The organism is Rhodococcus erythropolis NBRC 15567 (assembly GCF_001552595.1).
In the GTDB taxonomy this organism is placed as follows: domain Bacteria; phylum Actinomycetota; class Actinomycetes; order Mycobacteriales; family Mycobacteriaceae; genus Rhodococcus_F; species Rhodococcus_F erythropolis.
Window position 1 is genome coordinate 1 of sequence record NZ_BCRM01000010.1, and the last position, 14159, is coordinate 14159.

Sequence of the window (14159 nt, forward strand, 5' to 3'; positions counted from 1 at the left end):
TGTTCCCGCGTGGACCGATGCGCACCACATTCGGCACTGGGCCAACGGTGGCCCGACGGTGATGAACAAGCTTGTCCTGCTGTGCCGTTCGCATCACCGGTTGATGCACCGCAAATCCGGGTTCGTCGGAAAATGGGTGATCCGCATCGGCGTCGACAACAAACCGTGGTTCATCCCGCCGCCCTCGATCGATCCGCAGCAGCACCCGCGGCCGGCGAACACCACATTCAAAACCTGAGGGGGCAAATCTCAGATGCACCAGAACGTGCCCAGGCCTGTCTCGGACCCGCTGCTCTGTGTCCGACCGATTGGTGGGAGGTGGAGTCGAATGGGTGCGTGCTTTCGGGGTGGCTCTACTTTCGGGTGCCCGTGTGGCCTGTCCCACTCAGTGGGTCATTCTTTCGTCGTCGCCAAGCCGGTTGTGCCAGGTCATTTGGACGTCTGACCTGCAGTTCAAAATCTTTCGTTAGAACACGTTCCAATTTCGCGGATTTGTGGCTATGGTCACAGAGATAGATGCGGGTGTGCGAATGAAAGGGTGAAGTGACGTGAAGACCAAGGGTGCAATCCTGTGGGGCCTCAATGAGAAGTGGTCCGTCGAGGAGATCGAGATCGGCGAGCCGGTAGCCGGCGAAGTTCAAATTCGCATGGAAGCGGCCGGAATGTGCCACTCCGATCACCACATCGTCACCGGCGCGACCCCGATGCCGTCGTTCCCGGTCATGGGCGGGCACGAGGGTTCGGGCGTCATCACCAAGCTCGGCCCTGAGGTCAAGGGACTGGAGGTCGGCGACCACGTCGTTCTGTCCTTCATTCCGGCTTGTGGAACCTGTCCGGCATGTTCGGCCGGACATCAGAATCTTTGTGACCTCGGGATGGGCCTCCTCAGCGGCCAGGCCATCAGCGACGGCACGTACCGGATCCAGGCTCGCGGCGAAAACGTGATCCCGATGTGCCTGCTAGGGACGTTCTCGCCCTACATGGTCGTGAACCAGTCGTCAGTGGTGAAGATCGACAAGGACATTCCGTTCGAGGTTGCCGCACTCGTCGGTTGCGGCGTCCCGACCGGTTGGGGATCGGCAACCCACATCGCCGATGTGAAGCCCGGCGAAGACGTTGTGATCATGGGCGTCGGCGGCGTCGGTATCAGTGCGCTACAGGGTGCGGTTGCATCGGGCGCTCGGTACATCTTTGCCATCGACCCCGTGCCGTGGAAGCGTGAGCAGGCTCTGAAGTTCGGCGCAACGCACGCTTTCGAAAGCGCTGCCGCTGCCATTCAGCCGATCATCGACGCCACGTACGGACGCATGGCGCAGAAGACGATCATCACCGTCGGCGAAATGAAGGGTGAGTACGTCGAAGAAGCCATGATTCTGACGGCAAAGGCTGGTCGTTGTGTTGTCACTGCAATGGGGCACCTGACGGACATGGATGTGAAGCTGAACCTGTTCCTGATGTCGATGCTTCAGAAGGACCTTCAGGGCAACATTTTCGGCGGTGGCAACGCTCGCCAGGACGTGCCTAACCTCCTCGCGATGTACAAGGCAGGCAAGCTGAACCTCGACGACATGGTCACTCGGACCTACACGCTCGAAGGCGTGAACGACGGGTACCAGGACATGTTGGATGGCAAGAACATCCGCGGCGTCATCCGCTACACCGAAGCTGACTGGTGATCGAAAGCGCAACTCTTGTGCCAGTAGTCTGATCGGGTGCCCAGTACTCACAGTCTCGACGTAATCCAGCAGTGGCCGGTCGACAATGCGGCAGCGGTCGTCCTCTCCGGGAAGAATCCGGGTGAGGGCGACCGCATTCGTGGTTTCAGCGGCGACCAGTCGCATGTTTTCCCCCTGGCTTCGGTGACAAAACTGTTGTGCGCCTACGCGATTCTCGTGGCGGTGGAGGAAGGGGCGGTCGAGTTGGATGGGCCGGCCGGGCCTGAGGGGTCGACCGTTCGTCATCTCCTCGCACATGCTTCCGGGTTGGCATTCGCCGAACGTGTTGTTCAGGCGCCGGTGGGGTCGAAGCGGATCTACTCGAGTGCGGGATTCGAGGTGCTTGCCGAGTTGGTTTCCCGGGAGACCGAGATCGAGTTTGCCGACTATCTTGCCGAGGCGGTGTTCGCGCCGTTGGGGATGACCAGCGCGGCTCTTGTCGGTCCTGCCGGTCACGGTGCACAGGCATCGGCAGACGACTTGGCCAAGTTCGCGGCTGAACTGCTCTCGCCGACCCTGATCTCGACGCAGACGTTCGCAGAGGCGACAACCGTGCAGTTCCCGGGGCTCAACGGAATTCTTCCGGGTTACGGCTCTCAGCGCCCCAACGACTGGGGACTCGGATTCGAAATTCGCGGCGACAAGCGTCCGCATTGGACAGGTCTCGAGAACTCGGCCGCAACCTTCGGTCATTTCGGCCAGTCCGGGACGTTCCTGTGGGTCGATCCCACGATCGATACTGCGTGCGTCGTGCTTACCGATCGCGACTTCGGTGATTGGGCCAAGCGTTTGTGGACTGAATTGTCAGATGGCGTGATCGGTGAAGTTTCGCGATAGAGCACAAATTTCTCTCCTTCCACTGGCGCAACACGGGTAACACAAGGCACACTGTTCAATCGAGCGTGCTGCACGAACTCGACAGAGGTCGTTGGGGAAGACGTCCCTCGTCGAAGCAGGAGGCTCGAGTGCGCGAAATGAATCAATTCGCGGACGTGACGACTGGTGTGGTTTACATCCACTCGTCGCCCGCGGCGCTGTGCCCGCACGTGGATTGGGCTTTGTCCGCCACGTTGGACAGCCCTGCCAAGCTCAGATGGACCTCACAGCCTGCCTACGACGGACTTCTGCGTGCGACGACGGACTGGACGGGTCCCGTCGGAACCTGTGCCCGCCTGGTCGATTCGCTACGCGCGTGGCCGATGTTGCGGTTCGAGGTCACGGAGGACCCGAGCCATGGCGTCGACGGTGAACGGTACAGCCATGTACCCGGTCTGGGCTTGTGGCGCGGATCCACCAGTGCGAACGGTGATGTCGTCGTTGGGGAGATGAAACTGCGGTCCATCATGAATTCCGGTGGAGACATCGCCGCGGAGATCGATCGGGCGATAGGTGCACCGTGGGACGAGGAACTCGAACCCTTCCGGAGTTCAGGCGAAGGTGCCGAAGTGACATGGCTGCGAAGGCGTGTCAGCTGACCGAGGTCCATCCTGAACCCTGAGTGCTCTCGCGGATTGAACGACAAAGACTTGAATGACAAAGGTGGGCCCCGCCGTATCGGCGAGGCCCACCTTGCTGTCCGGGGTTGTCAGAGCGGAATGTTCTTGTGGCGCGCACGGACAGATGGTGCAGACGCGAGCGCAGCGGTGACGATGCTGCGAGTCTTCGCCGGGTCGATTTCCTCGTCGACGACGCCGATTTCGACAGCGCGGTCGACGCCGCCTGCGATCGCCTCGTGTTCGGCAGCGAGACGGTCGTGCAATGCTTCACGCTCGTCGTCCGGTGCCGCAGCGAGAGCCCGCTTGTGCAGGATGCCGACAGCAGCCTTCGCGCCCATCACGGCCACTTCGGAGTTGGGCCAAGCGAAAACGGCCGTGGCTCCCAGTGCTCGCGAGTTCATTGCGATGTATGCGCCGCCGTAGATCTTTCGAGTGACGACGGTGACGCGGGGGACAGTCGCCTCGGCGAAGGCGTGAAGTAACTTCGCGCCGCGCCGAACCACGCCTTCCCACTCCATCGACACGCCAGGCAGATACCCGGGAACATCGACGACGACCACGAGCGGCACGCCGAATGCGTTGCACAGTCGCACGAATCGAGCGGCCTTCTCTGCACTTTCGGAGTTCAGGCACCCCCCGAGTCGCAGTGGGTTGTTCGCGATGACGCCAACCGTGCGTCCGGCCATCCGGCCGAAACCGGTGACGATGCTCCGCGCGTAATTGCCTTGCAGTTCTTCGAAGCTCGACTCGCCTTCGACGTTGTCGAGCATTTCGTGAACGATGGGACGAACGTCGTATGCACGTTTTGCGGACGCAGGCATCATGGCGCGCAGATCGCTGTCGCCGAGTTCCGCTGCCCGCTGATCGAATTCGCCCTGCTCGCACATCATCGAGACCAGGCGTCGTGCGCGGTGCAATGCGTCGGCCTCGTCGTGTGCGGCGATGTGCGCGACACCCGACTTCTTGGTGTGTGTGTCCGGACCGCCGAGTGACACCATGTCGACCTGTTCACCGGTGACACTGCGAACTACGTCTGGGCCGGTGACGAACACTCGGCCTTCCGGCGCCATGATCACGACATCGGTGAGGGCTGGACCGTACGCGGCTCCACCAGCGGCAAAGCCGAGCACGACGGAAATTTGAGGTATGAGACCGGAGGCACGGACCATGGCCTCGAAGACCAGTCCGACTGCGTGGAGTGCTTCGACGCCTTCAGCCAGACGCGCGCCACCGGAGTGCCAGAGACCCACGATGGGGGACTCTTCCTCGATGGCGGTATCGATGGCTTTGACGAGGTGTTTGCAACCGTCGACGCCCATTGCGCCGCCCATGACGGTGGCATCGGAGCAGTATGCGATGGTGCGGACGCCGTCGATGTTTCCGGACGCAGCGAGCACGCCGGACTTGTCACGGGCGTGGAGCGGCACTGTTGTGCCGGGGTCGAACAGATTTTCCAGGCGCGCAAGAGGATCGCGCGGGTCTGTCGATGATTCGGACTTTGTCACGGGGGCCAGGATGGTCATCGCGTCCTCCTTCAGTACGAGCCTTGGGTGGAACGAAAGGTCGGTGTTGTCCGCGGGTGACGTTGTGTTGCAACGACACCCGCGGACAGGTGCAAACCGCGGTTCGGGCTAGGCCCGACCGAAGGCGAGCGCGACATTGTGCCCACCGAAACCGAACGAGTTGTTCAGTGCGAAATCGAAAGAGCCGGTTCGGGGTTCACCCTTGACGACATCGAGATCGATTTCTGGATCCTGGCTGTCAACATTGAGCGTGGGCGGGATGATCCCGTCACGCACCGCCAGAACCGTGAGGACTGATTCGAGGGCGCCGACAGCGCCGATCGAGTGTCCCAGCGCGGATTTCGGGCCGTACACCGCAGCGTGATTGCCGACCGCTGCGTTGATTGCCTTTGCCTCTGCGATGTCACCGATCGGCGTCGCAGTGGCGTGGGCGTTGATGTGCTTGATGTCGGACTTCGTCAGTCCGGCCATCTCGATTGCTCGGGTCATGGCTCGCGCCGCGCCCAGGCCTTCCGGATGCGGTGCCACGATGTGGTACCCGTCCGAAGTGATTCCGGAACCGAGCAGGCGGGCATGAATGGTGGCCCCGCGTGCCTTTGCGTGTTCCTCGGTTTCGAGGATCATCAGTGCGCCGGCTTCGCCGAAGACAAATCCGTCACGGTCCTTGTCGAAAGGACGTGAAGCTGCGGTCGGATTGTCGTTGTTGGTGCTCATTGCACGCATCATGGCGAAGCTCGCGATCGGAACCGCGTCGATGAAGCTCTCGACTCCACCAGCCACAACCATGTCCGCGTCACCCATGACAAGCATGCGGTGAGCGTGAGCAATTGCCTCGGATCCCGACGAACATGCCGAGACCGGGGTGATGACTCCACCGCGGGCCCCGAGTTCGAGCCCGACCGTTGCGGCCGGTCCGTTGGGCATGACCATCTGCACCGAGAACGGGGACACCTTGCGGTATCCGCCGCCACGGAGTTTGTCGACGGCGTCGATGAGCGTGTCGCCGCCGCCGAGTCCGGTGCCGATGACAACCGCGAGGCGGTCCTGATCGACTTCGGGGCTGCCGGCGTTGCTCCAGACCGTGCGACTCAACGTGAGGGCAAGGCGTTCCACCCAGCTCATCCGTCGAATTTCGACGCGGGACAAGCCCTCGTCTGGTGAAACCTTCAGGTGCCCGCCGATGCGAATGGGAAGGTCGAACTCGTCGATGAACGGGTCATCGAGGATTCCGATGCCGCTTTCGCCGGCGAGTAGCGCCTTCCACGTGCCATCCACATCACCAGCCACCGAGGTCGACGTCGCGAGGCTCGTGACGACGATGTCGGGGAATTTCCCTTTGCGGGTAGAAGCGGAAGTCACGGTCGGCTCACTCTGCGTTCTTGGCTTCGGCGCCTTCGGCTTCGAGCTTCTGGATGTACGCGACGATGTCGCCGACGGTGCGCAGGCCTGCGAGATCCTCGTCGGGGACCTTCACGCCGTACTTGTCTTCGGTCTGAACAGCGATCTCGACCATGGACAGGGAGTCGATATCGAGGTCGTCCACGAAGGACTTGTCAACGGTGACCTCGGAAGGCTCGATACCGGTGACCTCCTCCACGATCTGGCCGAGTTCCGCGATGATTTCTTCCTGAGTGTGGGCCACTGGTGTGGCTCCCTTCTTGATCGATTGAGGTGGGGTGAAACGTCCGGCCGCCGTTCGGGCTGATCGGCCGGGTGGGCGTCCGAGCTAGGTCAGCTCGGACAGTGCGGAGATATCCTCCGGGTTCTTGAGGGCCACCGTCGGCGTGCCACGCATTTCGCGCTTGGCAATTCCGACGAGGGTTCCGGCCGGCGGGAGTTCCACGATCGCGCTGACTTCTGCTGTCCGCAACGACGCGGAGCAGAGGTCCCAACGGACGGGGCGGGTTACCTGCGCGGCAAGTTTGGTGAGGGCGTCGGCGCCCGAGGAGACGGGTGCGCCATCCGAGTTGGAAAGCAGCGTGCGCGTCGGATCGGACGGGGTGATCTTGGCGGCAGCAGCTGCGACGGCATCCTGTGCAGGTGCCATGAAGCGGGTGTGGAAAGCGCCGGCGACGGGCAGTGCGCGGACTCGGGCCTTTTCGGGTGCGTTTGCTGCGAGTTCTTCGAGCGCGGTTAGCAGTCCGGCAGCCACGATCTGGCCGGCCGCATTGCGGTTGGCCGCTTCCAACCCGAGTTCTTCGAGTCGTGCGAGCACTTCGGCTTCGTCGCCACCGAGAACGGCTGACATGCCGGTGGGCTCGAGCGCGCAAGCCTTGGCCATCTCGGCGCCGCGGAGGGCGGCAAGTGCGACCGCGTCGTCAGCGGAAATAACACCGGCGACCGCAGCAGCGGCAAGTTCACCCACTGAATGGCCGGCAGCGATGACGTCGGCGCCGAGGAGCCCACGTGATTCGATTTCCTCGTACGCCAGCAGAGCAGCGGCAACGACGAGGGGCTGGGTTACCGAGGTGTCGGTGATTTCTTCGGCAGTCGCGGTCGTGCCGAGTCGGACGAGGTCCAGGCCGGCTGCCTTCGACCACACTTCGAGGCGGTCTTGCGCTCCGGGCAGTGCCAGCCATGGGCTGAGCATGCCGGGTGTCTGAGAGCCCTGTCCCGGGGCGAGCAACGAAATCACTTATTAAGAGAACACCGCCGCGAGTGACCTGCGAGATGTCGGTCGCGATGAACTCTGGCGAAGTGTTTTGTAGGGTTCCCACAAAATCCCATGTCGCGCTCGGCCATCGAAATTGGACGCTCCGGGGTTACAGGTTTGTTTGTCCGGATGTTAAAGATGTGACTGAAGTAACCGAATTGTTCGATTTGAGATCGATTTGTGTCAATCGGCCCACGGTAGCGGCGATCCGTAGTACGTATGCGTCGCGTGGATTCGTAGGATCCCGGCCGGTAACTTCCGCGATTCGCTTCAAGCGGTACCGAACGGTATTTGGATGAACAAACAGAAGACGTGCACAAGTCTCAACCGCACCTCCACAGTCGAGATAACTGTCTAAAGTATCGGTCAAGACTGTGCCGGATTCCGCTAAAGGTGCGACCAGGAAATCGCGAAGAGCCTTTACGGCAGCGTCGTCTCCGAGTAGTGCCCGTTCCGGGAGCAGTTCAGTCGCGAAAACGGGACGAGGTGCGCCGCGCCACCCGGCGACGGCCTTGATTCCCGCGAGAGCTTCGGACGCACTGAAGTGTGCTGCGCTCAACGAGGGCGTTGTCGGGCCGATCACCACCGGCTCGTCGGCGAAACTCATGAGCAGGTCTTGAAGGAATTGGCTGCCTTCCGTCTTACTGCTCAGCTCGCCGCTGACGATCATCACCAGTCGCGGACCCTGCACCACGGCGAGAACAGCGCGCCCGTGCGCGGCGGCAGTCGCGTGGACGGTGCCGGCAACCGAGACCCGCTCGTCCGGCGGGGGAGACCCGACGATGACGGTGGCCGGAGCGGTGGCGTCCCAGTTCAAGGTGGCTGCGCGGGAGAGCATGTCCGAGCCGGTGTCTCCCTGCACGACGGCGTCGACGACGAGCGCTTCCAGTCGCGTGTCCAGGGCACCCCGCGACTCGGCGGCGCTTGCGTACACCGTCGCTGCTGCGAAACCGAGTTCACGCCCGTAGCGCAGGACGGCTTCTGTCAGCGCGATCAGCTGCTGATCGTTGCGGGCGAGAGCGGGCAGCCATTTCTCGAAGAACTCCATCGCCACCCGGACCATGTCGACGGTCTGGCGCAGGGTGAGCTGTCGAGCAAGATCCTGAGGGATGACCGGAAACGACTCGTATCCGAAGCTGATCTCCGAGTCGAGTTGCCGCAGCCATTCCAGGAAATTCACCACCGACGTCTGCACCAAGAGTTGAACGTCGGCGCGTTGCGAAGCGTCGAGACTGTCGAAGAACGGAAGCTGCTCCTCCATCACGGTCACGGCCTCGGTGGAGAGCCGGCCGGAGAACTGTTTGACGCGGCGGAGCAAGGCTTCGGGAAGTGGATCGCGAACCTGACGACGGCGGGCGAGTACAGCCTGCAACCCGGACGACTGTGGTCGAGTGCGGCGTACGCCCTCTTCGGGTTTCTCGGGATCAGGTTCGGGCATGAGAAAAACCTACGCCCATCGCCGCAGCGGATGTCGAGATGACACCCGCGGCGATGGGCGTAGGTCTGTTTTCGATCGCTGGGACTGTTGCCCTACGACTTAGGCGCTACCGGTGTCCCCGGTCTGCTCGGGAGCAGCATTCACGTCGTCGATGCGGTATCGGCTCGCTGCTTCGACGGCCTTCGACCGCTCGATCGATCCTTCCTTCGCCAAACCGATCAGCACGGCAACGACGATGGACTCGGCATCGACGTTGAAGTAGCGACGCGCTGCAGTGCGTGTGTCGGAGAACCCGAACCCGTCCGTGCCGAGCGTGGTGTAGTCGCCGGGAACCCACTGACGGATCTGATCCGAGACCGCCCGCATCCAGTCCGAAGCCGCGACGACAGGGCCTTGGGCCGAGGACAACGCCGTGGTGACGAACGGAACCGGAGCATCCTCGGACGGATTGAGCAGCGCCTGACGTTCGCATTCGACGCCTTCGCGGCGCAGCTCACCCCAGGACGTGACCGACCAGACGTCGGCCGAGACGCCCCATTCGTCGGCGAGCAGCTTCTGCGCACGCAGACCCTCGGGCATCGCGACACCGGAGACGAGGATCTGTGCCTTCGGGCCGGCTGCTTCGGACGTCTTGTAGAGGTAGATGCCCTTGAGCAAGCCCTCGACGTCGAGACCTTCGGGCTCGGCCGGCTGAACGTACGGCTCGTTGTAGATGGTCAGGTAGTAGAAGATGTTCTCGCCACCGAAACCGTCGACGCCCTCGGTGCCGCCGTACATGCGGCGCAAGCCGTCCTTGACGATGTGCGCCAACTCGTACGAGAACGCTGCGTCGTACGTGACAGCGGCCGGGTTGGTCGATGCCAGGAGCAGCGAGTGTCCGTCGGCGTGCTGGAGACCTTCACCGGTCAGAGTGGTACGACCGGCGGTCGCGCCGAGAACGAATCCGCGAGCCATCTGGTCGGCGGCCGCCCACAGGCCGTCGCCGGTGCGCTGGAAACCGAACATCGAGTAGAAGATGTACAGCGGAATCATCGGTTCACCGTGGGTGGCGTAGGACGTGCCGACTGCGGTGAACGATGCCGTCGAACCGGCCTCGTTGATGCCCTCGTGCAGGATCTGGCCGATCGGGCTCTCCTTGTAGGCGAGCATGAGTTCGGCGTCGACGGAGGTGTAGAGCTGTCCGTTGCGGTTGTAGATCTTCAGCGACGGGAACCACGAGTCCATACCGAACGTGCGGGCCTCGTCCGGAATGATCGGCACGATCCGCTTGCCGATCTCCTTGTCGCGCAACAGTTCCTTGAGGATGCGCACGATCGCCATGGTGGTGGCGACTTCCTGCTTGCCCGAACCCTTGCGGATGACGTCGTACGTCTTGTCCTCGGGGAGCTTGAGCGGAGCAGCGTCGGTGTTGCGGGAAGGCAGGAACCCGCCGAGTGCTTTGCGACGGTCGAGCATGTACTTGATCTCGGGAGCGTCCGCGCCCGGGTGGTAGTACGGAGGCAGGTACGGATCCTTCTCGAGCTCGGCGTCCGAGATCGGGATGTGCTGCATGTCGCGGAACGCCTTGAGATCGTCCAGCGTCAGCTTCTTCATCTGGTGTGTGGCGTTGCGGCCCTCGAAGTGCTTACCGAGGGTGTAGCCCTTGATGGTGTGCGCCAGGATGACCGTCGGCTGGCCCTTGTGTGCCATGGCCGCTGCGTATGCGGCGTGGACCTTGCGGTAGTCGTGGCCACCGCGCTTGAGGTTCCAGATTTCCTGGTCGGTGAGGTCCTTGACCAGCTCCTTGGTGCGGGGGTCACGTCCGAAGAAGTGATCGCGTACGAACGCGCCGTCGTTGGCCTTGTACGTCTGGTAGTCACCGTCCGGCGTCACGTTCATCAGGTTGACGAGTGCGCCGTCGCGATCGGCGTGCAGCAGCGCATCCCACTCGCGACCCCAGACGACCTTGATGACGTTCCAGCCGGCACCGCGGAAGAACGATTCCAGTTCCTGGATGATCTTTCCGTTGCCGCGGACCGGGCCGTCGAGGCGCTGGAGGTTGCAGTTCACGACGAACGTGAGGTTGTCGAGGCCTTCGGTTGCCGCGACGTGAGCGAGGCCGCGTGATTCGGGCTCGTCCATTTCGCCGTCGCCGAGGAACGCCCACACGTGCTGATCGGTGGTGTCCTTGATGCCGCGGTCGTTGAGGTAGTGGTTGAACCGGGCCTGGTAGATGGCGTTCATCGGGCCGAGGCCCATCGAGACCGTCGGGAACTCCCAGAAGTCGGGAAGCAGCCGTGGGTGCGGGTAGGACGGCAGTGCGCCGCCGAAGTCGGCGTGGGACTTCTCCTGGCGGAATCCGTCGAGCTGTTCCGCGGGGATGCGGCCCTCGAGGAAGGCGCGGGCGTAGATGCCGGGGGAGGCGTGACCCTGGATGAAGATGTGGTCGCCACCGCCCGGGTGGTCCTTGCCGCGGAAGAAGTGGTTGAAACCGACCTCGTACAACGCTGCCGAGGATGCGTAGGTGGAGATGTGACCGCCGACGCCGACGCCCGGTCGCTGCGCGCGGTGGACCATGATCGCGGCGTTCCAACGGATCCAGGCGCGATAGCGGCGCTCGACCTCTTCGTCGCCGGGGAACCACGGCTCGTTTTCGGTCGGAATCGTGTTGACGTAGTCGGTCGAGGTGAGCGCGGGGAGTGCGACGTGCTTCTCACCGGCGCGTTCGAGCATGCGGAGCATGAGGTAGCGGGCACGCGTGGGTCCGGATCGATCCAGAAGTCCGTCGAATGATTCGAGCCATTCGGTGGTCTCGTCCGGATCGATGTCCGGCAGGTACGACGCAACACCTTCGCGAATGACGCGAACGCGACCGTCGGTTCCCCCCGGCGTGTTCGACGCGGGCGAACCCGACTCGCCGGCGGCGCCGGAATCGGCGTTCTGCCCGGACGCGGGACCCTGGATCAGGTCAGACAACGTGTGCTCCTCATTGGTTTGGGGACGCGTGGTGGGGCGTCCTTACATAGGTGATCGAGGCCTTGTTAGGTCCGACGCACTTCCATCGTGAATATGGCGCGTACCTCATCTTTCACCATCCCGGTCGGTCCGGCACACCTCGCCTCTGGTTACTCTCGGGTAGCGTTTTTCGGCGTGACGCAGGGGTGTGATGGTTCCCCGTAGTCACAGGCTTGGGGGATCGATCGGAACGTATGAAGGGGTGGGAAAAAATAAACAAAGAAATCAATTACGGCAGGGTCGGGGCGTGGGTCTCGGTCGGATCGATCGCAGTGGGACTGTCGGTGATCGTGGGATGTTCGGCGGCGGTGACCGGATCGGCAGTACCCAATGAAGCGCACGTGGCTGCATACCAATCCGAGGTGAGTATTTCGATGGCCGCCGCGTCCTCGTCGAAAGCGGCGGCAGATGCGGCAGAGGCAGCTTTCGCGATCTGTGAGGAAGCGGTCTCTCGATCGAAAAACGACGTGGTCGCGTTCAATGCCTACGTCGACGCCGGAAATCATGGTGAGACCGACCTGAGAGCCGAAGCAAGCGCTGCTGCTTCGTCGGCCAGGGACACCGCCTCGTGGTTCGACTCGGTCGCGAGTGAACTTCCGGCGCAACTTTCCGGACTGTTCGACGAATTGGCCGCGAACCTACGTTCATCTGCAGTCGTGATCGAGAGTGATCATTCGGCGGATGAAATCAATTCGATCAGCGATACGAGCAATTCGATTCGCAAGTCGATCTTCGATGAATGTGGATCCCTGTGACCTGCGGTAATCCGCAGGCGTAAGGTTCGCCGTGTGTCAGAAGACGATCTTTGGTGAAAGTTTTCGGCGTGGTCGGCTTGCGCTAACGCCTCAGACCATGTTCGCTTTCCCTAATTGATCGTCAAACGGTAGGTGTGCGGGGTCGCCACACACCATCAACAAAAGGAGGACCCCACCGTGGTCGCCGCGGCGGATGCCCAGAACTACGCTCAGAAACTCGGGATTACCACTGACATGGTGGTGCAGGAACTGGGCTGGGATGAGGATACCGACGACGGCATTCGTGCCGCGGTTGAGGAAACCATCGGCGGGGAAATGCTCGACGAGGATTCCGACGAGGTCATCGACGTCGTGCTGCTGTGGTGGCGCGACGAGGACGGTGACCTGGTGGACGCCTTGATGGATGCCATCGGGCCCCTCGCCGACGAAGGCTTCGTGTGGGTTCTCACTCCCAAGACCGGTCTCGACGGACATGTCGAGCCCAGCGAGATCGCCGAATCGGCGCCGACTGCCGGCTTGACGCAGACATCGGCAGCCAACCTCGGTGACTGGTCGGGAAGTCGACTGGTTCAGCCGAAGGCTCGTCCGGCCAACAAGCGCTGACCCGGCCCTTTCCGCACTTTCCCAAGGAATTGCACATGCCTCTCGAAGTTGGTGCCCAGGCACCGGATTTCACCTTGAAGGACCAGAACAACCAGGAAGTCTCGCTAGCAGATTTCCGCGGTAAGAAGAATGTTCTGCTGGTCTTCTATCCGTTGGCCTTCACCGGGACTTGTCAGGGGGAACTCTGCAAGGTCCGTGACGAGCTTCCGAAGTTCGAGAACGACGACACTGCCATTCTCGCGATTTCTGTCGGTGCTTCGCCGACTCACAAGATCTGGTCGGCTGAGCAGGGATACACATTTCCCTTGCTGTCGGACTTCTGGCCGCACGGTGAAGTCGCTCAGAAGTACGAGGTGTTCAACGACAAGTTGGGCTTCGCGAATCGTGGCACCTTTGTCATCGACAAAGACGGAGTCATTCGTTTTGCCGAGATGAACGGCCCCGGAGAAGCCCGTGACCACGGACTTTGGGCAAACGCGCTTGCCGCGCTAGAGTCTTAGAGCACTCCCGGTGAGGGTCTCACCGGGAGTTCGGGCGTGTAGCTCAGTGGTAGAGCTCTGGTTTTACACACCAGCGGTCGGGGGTTCGAAACCCTCCGCGCCCACCGAAGAATTCAAACCCCGATCTGCTTGTCGACGCAGATCGGGGTTTTTTCATTTTCGGCAACGAATTGTCCGCAATACGCCATTCTGGACGCATGTCCAGTTCTGTGATCGAAGTAGCCGTCGACCCGACGCGCGTGCATCCCACCCGCCCGCACATACACATCGCCGAGATGCCCAGTCTCAGTGTTGCGTTGTTCCCGGGGCAGACGATCCGGGTTCGTGCCCAAAGCGACGCACTGGCGACCGGGATTGCCCGAGTCTGGGAAATCAACCGAATGCACCGCTTGATCTACCTGACGATCGACTGGGACGGGTAGAGCTCAGCGCGGGCAGACACGTGACGGTTGGCCAGAGAACGAGCGTCGCTGCTACAACTA

14 protein-coding genes and 1 tRNA gene are annotated in these 14159 nt (G+C 62.2%); 9 read left to right on the forward strand and 6 right to left on the reverse strand.

Going from position 1 to position 14159, the window contains the following annotated elements:
• The 4 genes from RE4_RS31190 to RE4_RS15370 form a co-directional block, all read left to right on the forward strand.
• Nucleotides 1-238 (forward strand): HNH endonuclease signature motif containing protein (locus RE4_RS31190; RefSeq protein WP_162267912.1); only part of this gene is annotated, 238 nt, incomplete at its 5' end.
• 310 nt (nt 239-548) lie between these two features.
• On the forward strand, nt 549-1676 hold the full coding sequence (locus RE4_RS15360; protein WP_019748970.1) for an NDMA-dependent alcohol dehydrogenase: 1128 nt from the start codon (nt 549-551) through the stop codon (nt 1674-1676).
• Nucleotides 1677-1712: 36 nt separating this feature from the next.
• Entirely contained in the window at nt 1713-2552 is an 840-nt protein-coding gene (locus tag RE4_RS15365) for a serine hydrolase domain-containing protein (protein ID WP_021334187.1), read from the forward strand.
• A gap of 128 nt (nt 2553-2680) precedes the next feature.
• Nucleotides 2681-3190 carry a DUF3145 domain-containing protein gene (locus RE4_RS15370; protein WP_003941617.1) on the forward strand — a complete coding sequence of 170 codons (510 nt, stop codon included), beginning with the start codon at nt 2681-2683 and terminating at the stop codon, nt 3188-3190.
• Nucleotides 3191-3300: 110 nt separating this feature from the next.
• Here the strand turns inward: RE4_RS15370 and RE4_RS15375 are convergent, their stop codons facing one another.
• The 6 genes from RE4_RS15375 to aceE form a co-directional block, all read right to left on the reverse strand.
• Complete coding sequence (locus tag RE4_RS15375; RefSeq protein ID WP_003941597.1) at nt 3301-4734, reverse strand: acyl-CoA carboxylase subunit beta; 1434 nt, start codon at nt 4732-4734, stop codon at nt 3301-3303.
• Between the two features lie 108 nt (nt 4735-4842).
• Complete coding sequence (locus tag RE4_RS15380) at nt 4843-6093, reverse strand: KasA/KasB family beta-ketoacyl-ACP synthase (RefSeq protein ID WP_020969930.1); 1251 nt, start codon at nt 6091-6093, stop codon at nt 4843-4845.
• Between the two features lie 7 nt (nt 6094-6100).
• The gene (acpM, locus tag RE4_RS15385; RefSeq protein WP_003941649.1) at nt 6101-6376 is read right to left on the reverse strand and encodes a meromycolate extension acyl carrier protein AcpM; all 276 of its coding nucleotides are present in this window, start codon (nt 6374-6376) and stop codon (nt 6101-6103) included.
• A gap of 84 nt (nt 6377-6460) precedes the next feature.
• Complete coding sequence (locus RE4_RS15390) at nt 6461-7369, reverse strand: ACP S-malonyltransferase (protein WP_020908154.1); 909 nt, start codon at nt 7367-7369, stop codon at nt 6461-6463.
• Between the two features lie 127 nt (nt 7370-7496).
• Complete coding sequence (locus tag RE4_RS15395; protein WP_019748966.1) at nt 7497-8825, reverse strand: PucR family transcriptional regulator; 1329 nt, start codon at nt 8823-8825, stop codon at nt 7497-7499.
• Between the two features lie 99 nt (nt 8826-8924).
• Nucleotides 8925-11780 carry a pyruvate dehydrogenase (acetyl-transferring), homodimeric type gene (gene aceE / locus RE4_RS15400; protein WP_007735476.1) on the reverse strand — a complete coding sequence of 952 codons (2856 nt, stop codon included), beginning with the start codon at nt 11778-11780 and terminating at the stop codon, nt 8925-8927.
• Between the two features lie 380 nt (nt 11781-12160).
• On the opposite strand from aceE, the gene RE4_RS15405 reads away from it, so the two are divergent.
• The 5 genes from RE4_RS15405 (at nt 12161) to RE4_RS15425 (ending at nt 14099) form a co-directional block, all read left to right on the forward strand.
• Nucleotides 12161-12574 (forward strand): Rv2240c family protein, encoded by a 414-nt coding sequence (locus RE4_RS15405; protein ID WP_223257791.1) that lies wholly within the window; start codon nt 12161-12163, stop codon nt 12572-12574.
• Nucleotides 12575-12751: 177 nt separating this feature from the next.
• Nucleotides 12752-13177 (forward strand): DUF3052 domain-containing protein, encoded by a 426-nt coding sequence (locus RE4_RS15410; RefSeq protein ID WP_003941575.1) that lies wholly within the window; start codon nt 12752-12754, stop codon nt 13175-13177.
• A gap of 35 nt (nt 13178-13212) precedes the next feature.
• Entirely contained in the window at nt 13213-13677 is a 465-nt protein-coding gene (locus RE4_RS15415; RefSeq protein ID WP_019748962.1) for a peroxiredoxin, read from the forward strand.
• A 32-nt stretch (nt 13678-13709) separates the two neighbouring features.
• Nucleotides 13710-13781, forward strand: a tRNA-Val gene (locus RE4_RS15420).
• A gap of 93 nt (nt 13782-13874) precedes the next feature.
• A complete protein-coding gene (locus tag RE4_RS15425) occupies nt 13875-14099 on the forward strand; it encodes a hypothetical protein (protein WP_060938880.1) in 225 nt (74 codons plus the stop codon).
• Nucleotides 14100-14159 lie beyond the last annotated feature (60 nt).

Bases quoted from the DNA above. Each gene is read 5' to 3' on its own strand.
- RE4_RS15415 (WP_019748962.1), top strand. From the start codon at position 13,213: ATGCCTCTCGAAGTTGGTGCCCAGGCACCGGATTTCACCTTGAAGGAC.
- RE4_RS15395 (WP_019748966.1), bottom strand. From the start codon at position 8,825: ATGCCCGAACCTGATCCCGAGAAACCCGAAGAGGGCGTACGCCGCACT.
- RE4_RS15425 (WP_060938880.1), top strand. From the start codon at position 13,875: ATGTCCAGTTCTGTGATCGAAGTAGCCGTCGACCCGACGCGCGTGCAT.
- RE4_RS15375 (WP_003941597.1), bottom strand. From the start codon at position 4,734: ATGACCATCCTGGCCCCCGTGACAAAGTCCGAATCATCGACAGACCCG.